The sequence below is a fragment of the Arthrobacter sp. Hiyo1 genome (genome assembly GCF_001263615.2).
GTDB lineage: Bacteria > Actinomycetota > Actinomycetes > Actinomycetales > Micrococcaceae > Arthrobacter.
This window is the reverse complement of sequence record NZ_DF952469.1, coordinates 821,355-826,248: the sequence shown is the minus strand read 5'-3', so window position 1 is coordinate 826,248 and position 4,894 is coordinate 821,355. Positions and strand designations below refer to the sequence as shown.

Annotated in this window: 1 protein-coding gene and 3 pseudogenes; 3 read left to right on the top strand and 1 reads right to left on the bottom strand. The window is 63.5% G+C overall.

Features of this window, described 5'->3' with window-relative positions:
* The first annotated feature begins 216 nt into the window (after nt 1-216).
* The 3 pseudogenes from AHiyo1_RS08080 (at nt 217) to AHiyo1_RS08070 (ending at nt 4,484) form a co-directional block, all read left to right on the top strand.
* A pseudogene (locus tag AHiyo1_RS08080) lies at nt 217-1,646 on the top strand (L-serine ammonia-lyase).
* A 192-nt stretch (nt 1,647-1,838) separates the two neighbouring features.
* A pseudogene (locus tag AHiyo1_RS08075) lies at nt 1,839-2,911 on the top strand (lipid II:glycine glycyltransferase FemX).
* A 96-nt stretch (nt 2,912-3,007) separates the two neighbouring features.
* Nucleotides 3,008-4,484, top strand: a pseudogene (locus AHiyo1_RS08070) (threonine/serine ThrE exporter family protein).
* A gap of 34 nt (nt 4,485-4,518) precedes the next feature.
* Here AHiyo1_RS08070 and AHiyo1_RS08065 read toward each other — a convergent pair.
* A partial coding sequence (locus AHiyo1_RS08065; protein ID WP_148667501.1) for a siderophore-interacting protein occupies nt 4,519-4,894 on the bottom strand: 376 nt, incomplete at its 5' end.

The following is a 4,894-nucleotide window of genomic DNA, read 5'->3' as shown; positions in this document are numbered from 1 at the left end:
CGGGTTCCGGTTCGGACGGGTTTTTGGGTCACCTTGGGCCCGTCGGGTTCGGCCTCCTCGGCATGCTCGGTCGCATAGACGCCCGCTGAGCGGACGTGATGCTCCCTTAGACGCATGCTGCCGGAGGTCGGACCCGAAGGGGCTCCGTCCCTCACCTTCTCCGCGGAATCCGCTCACCCGCCCCAACCCGACCACAACTAACTAAGGAATCCGACAATGGCTGTTGGCGTCTTCGATCTTTTCTCTATTGGGATTGGTCCTTCGAGTTCGCATACCGTGGGGCCGATGCGGGCTGCTGCGGTCTTTGCGGGTGAGCTGAAGGATTCCGGTGCCCTGGAACGGGTGGCGTCGCTGCGCGTTGATCTGTATGGTTCCTTGGCTGCCACGGGCCGGGGGCACGGCACCATGACTGCGGTGCTGCTGGGCCTGGAGGGTTACCACCCCGAGGAGATCCTCCCCGAGGAAGTGGAGGAACGGCTCGCGTCGATCGCGGAGACCGGTCTGCTGAGCCTTTGCGGCGCTGTCGATCCCGAATCGGGGGTGTCGCTGCCGTACGGGGAAGCGGACATGATCCTGCACCCGCTCACGGTTCTTCCCCGGCATACGAACGGGATGAAGTTCTCCGTGTCCGACGCCGACGGCGAGGTGCTGCACGAGGCCACGTTCTTTTCCGTGGGCGGTGGTTTCATCGTCCGGGAGGGTGAAGAGGACGCGGCCCAGAAGGAACTGGAGGAGTCCAAGAAGGAACTCCCGCTGCCCTTCCGCACTGCCGCCGAACTCATGGGCCGTTGCTCCTCCAAGGGGCTTGGCATCTCGGACATCATGTTCATCAACGAACGCGCCTCCCGCACCGAAGAGGAAATCCGCGAAGGCCTGCTGCACATCTGGTCCGTCATGGAGGCCTGTGTTGAAACGTCCCTCAAGCGCGAAGGCGTGCTGCCCGGCGGACTGAAGGTCCGCCGTCGGGCCCCGGACTGGCACGAGCGTCTCCTGAAGGAAACCAAAGACCAGGATCCTGACTACCGGGATCCGAAGTACTGGCAGGAATGGGTGAACCTGATCGCGTTGGCCGTGAACGAGGAAAACGCCTCGGGCGGCCGCGTGGTCACCGCGCCCACCAACGGCGCCGCCGGGATCATTCCTGCCGTGCTGTACTACGCCCTGCATTTCGCCCCCGGCATGGACAAGGCCACGCAACAGGACCGCGACGACGTCGTGGTGAAGTTCCTGCTCGCCGCGGGCGCGTCGGGGTGCTCTACAAGGAGCAGGCCTCGATCTCCGGCGCCGAAGTGGGCTGCCAGGGCGAGGTCGGCTCCGCTTCCTCGATGGCCGCCGCCGGATTGGCCGAAGTCATGGGCGGCTCCCCGGGACAGGTGGAAAACGCTGCCGAGATCGCAATGGAACACAACCTCGGACTAACCTGCGACCCGATCGGCGGACTCGTGCAGATCCCGTGCATCGAACGCAACGCGATCGCAGCGGCGAAGGCCATCAACGCGGCGAAGATGGCGCTCTGGGGCGACGGCACCCACCGCGTCTCCCTGGACGAGGTCATCGTGACCATGCGCGAGACCGGCAAGGACATGTCCTCCAAATACAAGGAAACCGCCATGGGCGGCCTCGCCGTCAACGTCGTGGAGTGCTGACGCCCGCATCCCGATACCCAAGGCGCTGGGTACTGGAAGGCCAGGAGGAGAAATCGAAGGGACCCAGCCCAAGGCGTTGGTGACGGACCACGCAGTAGCTTGCTGTGGGGGCCGATAGACTTGGAGCTGAACGCCTGCGCCGCACACCGGTGCCTGCTGCCTCACGTACGCAACTGATTGGACACGGCCCCCTTGCGAGAATTTACCGCACGCTTTGCCACCGCCGAGGAAATCGAACACTGGGACAAACACGTCACGGCCAACCCCAACGGCGGCAACCTCCTCCAATCCGAGGCCTTCGCGGACGTGAAGCAACACTTTGGCTGGAAGCCCTTGCATCTCGTCTACGAGACCGCGGACTACAGCAGCTACAACCTGGTCCTGGAGAAGAGCTTTCCACTGCTCGGCAAGCTCTGGTACCTCATCAAGGGCCCCGACGTTGCCGGCGTCGAGGACATTCCGGGGATCATCAAGCAAACCGGGAATTCGTGAAGCGGGACAAGCTCGGGGTTTTCGCCGTTAAGATGGAGCCGGACATTGTCCTCAGTGGCGAAGCCCGGGACGCGATCGAGGCCACCGGAGTGGTCAAGACCCCCAACCTGCAGCCGAACGACTCCACAGCCCTGCTGGACATCTCTCCCGAGGAGAACCAGTTGCTGCGCAACCTGCATTCCCGCGGCCGCAACGCCGTTCGCCGGGCCATCCGCGAAGGCGTTGAAGTGCACACCATGGAACCCACGGAAGAGAACTTCCGTTCGATGTATGCGCTGATGACTAACACGGTTGAGGCGAAGTCCCAAGTGCGGGTCCGTGAATTCGGGTACTATCGCCAGTTCTGGACCAACTTCATCGAGCGTGGCCAGGGCAGGCTCCTCTTTGTCTTTGAAAACGGTGTGCCATCGGTCGGAGCCTTCGTCATCAACTATGGCCGGAAAGGCACCTACAAGGACGGCGGATCGCTGCAGAAGCGCGCGCAGTACGGCGATTCGCACTTGGTCCAGTGGACGGCCATCAACCAGGTCAAGGAACTGGGTTGCACGGAGTACGATTTCTGCGGCACTCCGCCCGCGGACCGGCTCAAAGACACCTCGCACCCGTTCCACGGACTTGGCCTGTTCAAGACCAGCTTCAGCAAGACCGTCACCGACTTCGTCGGCTGCTATGACCAAGTCATCAGCCCGCTGAAGTACAAGCTCTGGACTGCTGCGGGCGAACGTATCGCACGGCAGATCTACACCCGTCGCACGGGTCAACAGTTCTACTAGGCCAGCAGTTCCAGAAGGCTCGCAGCGCCACCCCGCCTACCGCATGTTGCACTACCCCGTATATGGAGGAACCACGCCCTTTGGAGGAACACCCGCGTGACTGACCGCCCCGACAACAGGCCCAACACGGATGGCTTGCCCAAGACGCAGCCGCTCAAGCCATCCAGGTGCGCCAGAATGTCAACGCCAAGCGCATGCTTCGCAGGCTGGTGCAGGGGGAGAACCCTCCCACTGCCCCCATGAGCATCGTCGACCGCCTGGCGGGTAGTCCCTACGCCAACCCCATCATCCATGTGGGCGGTGTTGACGCTTCGGCCCGCAAGACCATCGACTTCGCCCTGCATATGGCCGAAACGATGTTCCGCTACGGGGCAGGTGCCCTGGAAGTGGAGACCAGCATCATCGCGGTCACGGCTGCGCTCGGCTTGAAGAACATCGAAGTGGACATCACCAACCAGTCGGTCGCGCTCAACTATGCGCCCAAGGACCAGACCCCCATCACACTGCTCCGGGTTGTTCGCTCCTGGACCAACAACTACGCAGGCCTGGCCCAGGTGCACCAACTCGTCACGGATATCGTGGCTGGCGGTGTAGGCAGGTCGGAAGCGGTGAACCGGCTGGATGACATTATCCGCAGCAGCAAGCCCTTCCCACGGTGGATGGTCACCATGGCGTTCGGCGTCTTCTCTGCTGTCTTCGTCGGAGTCCTGGGCGGGGGACTTGGCGCTTCCGCCCTGGCTTTCGTCTCCAACATGCTTGTCAATCTCGTGGCCCGGCAATTGGGCAAGTGGCGCACGCCCGACTTCTTCGTGACAGCGGCCTGCTCCTTCCTGGTCACGTTCATCGCGCTCATGCTCCACTGGACCGGGGCGGACATCCCGCCGTCCATCGTCGTGGCGGGCGGCATTCTCCTGCTGTTGCCAACCGGGCGGCTCGTCTCTTCCGTGCAAGACGCCATCAACGGATTCCCCGTGACTGCGGCCGGACGATTCCTGTCCACGATCCTGACCTTCGGCGCGATCGTTGCGGGCATCGCCGTCGCGGTAGTTGTGGGTGACCTCATCGGCAGCGTCGCGATCGACGTCACGCAAACATTCCCCGAGGCGTATCCATTGTGGGGCCAGGCCATCCTGATAGCCGTAGCGTGATTGCCATCGGCATCACCGAACAGACCCTGCTCAAACTTCTGCTCCCGACGGCGGCAGTGGGTTTGGTGGGTTACTTCGTCTTGTGGGGGGCTTCCAGCCTTGGTTTCGGAGACCGGCTCTCGCCGGCGATTTCCGCCGTGGTCATCGGCCTGCTCGCGCGGATGGTGGCGCTCAGGCTCGGAGCCCCGCAGCTCGTGGTCGCCGTCCCGGCAGCCCTCATCCTGCTCCCGGGCCTGAAGATATTCCGTTCCATGTATGTATTGACGGTGCAAGAAGCAGATGTACTGGTGGGTTCGGGAGGCATGCTCAACGCCGGAGCAATCGTGCTGGGTGTGGCCGCGGGAATCGTGCTGGGGGACAACCTTGCCCGGCCACTGACCAAGGGACTGGCCAGCAACGAGCGCCGCCGCGTACGCCGGCGCTAGCCGCGTCCGCTGGGCCGCCAAGCGGTAAGGGCCGCTAGATCTGCCCGATAGGGAGTTTCTTCTCCGCCTGGAAATCGTCCTCCACACGCCCCTGGGCCCAGTATCCGGAAAGCGATACCTGGGACCGCTCGAGCCCACGCTGCTTGAAGAAGATGTCGCGCAGGCCCTTCATGTAGCCGCGTTCACCGTGCGCAAACACGTCTACGCGTCCGGGCAGCCACTCGGCTTCGCCCAAGGCATCGAGCAGGATCGAGCTTGATCCGGCCGGGACTCCGGAGCGAAGGAGCCAGCGCATCTCCACGCCCTCGGGAGCGGCGATATCAAGGATGTCCGCGTCGCTATCGACCTCGAGGAAAGCAAGGCCCTTCGCGTCGGCCGGCAGGGATTCGATCGCGGCGGCAATCGCCGGG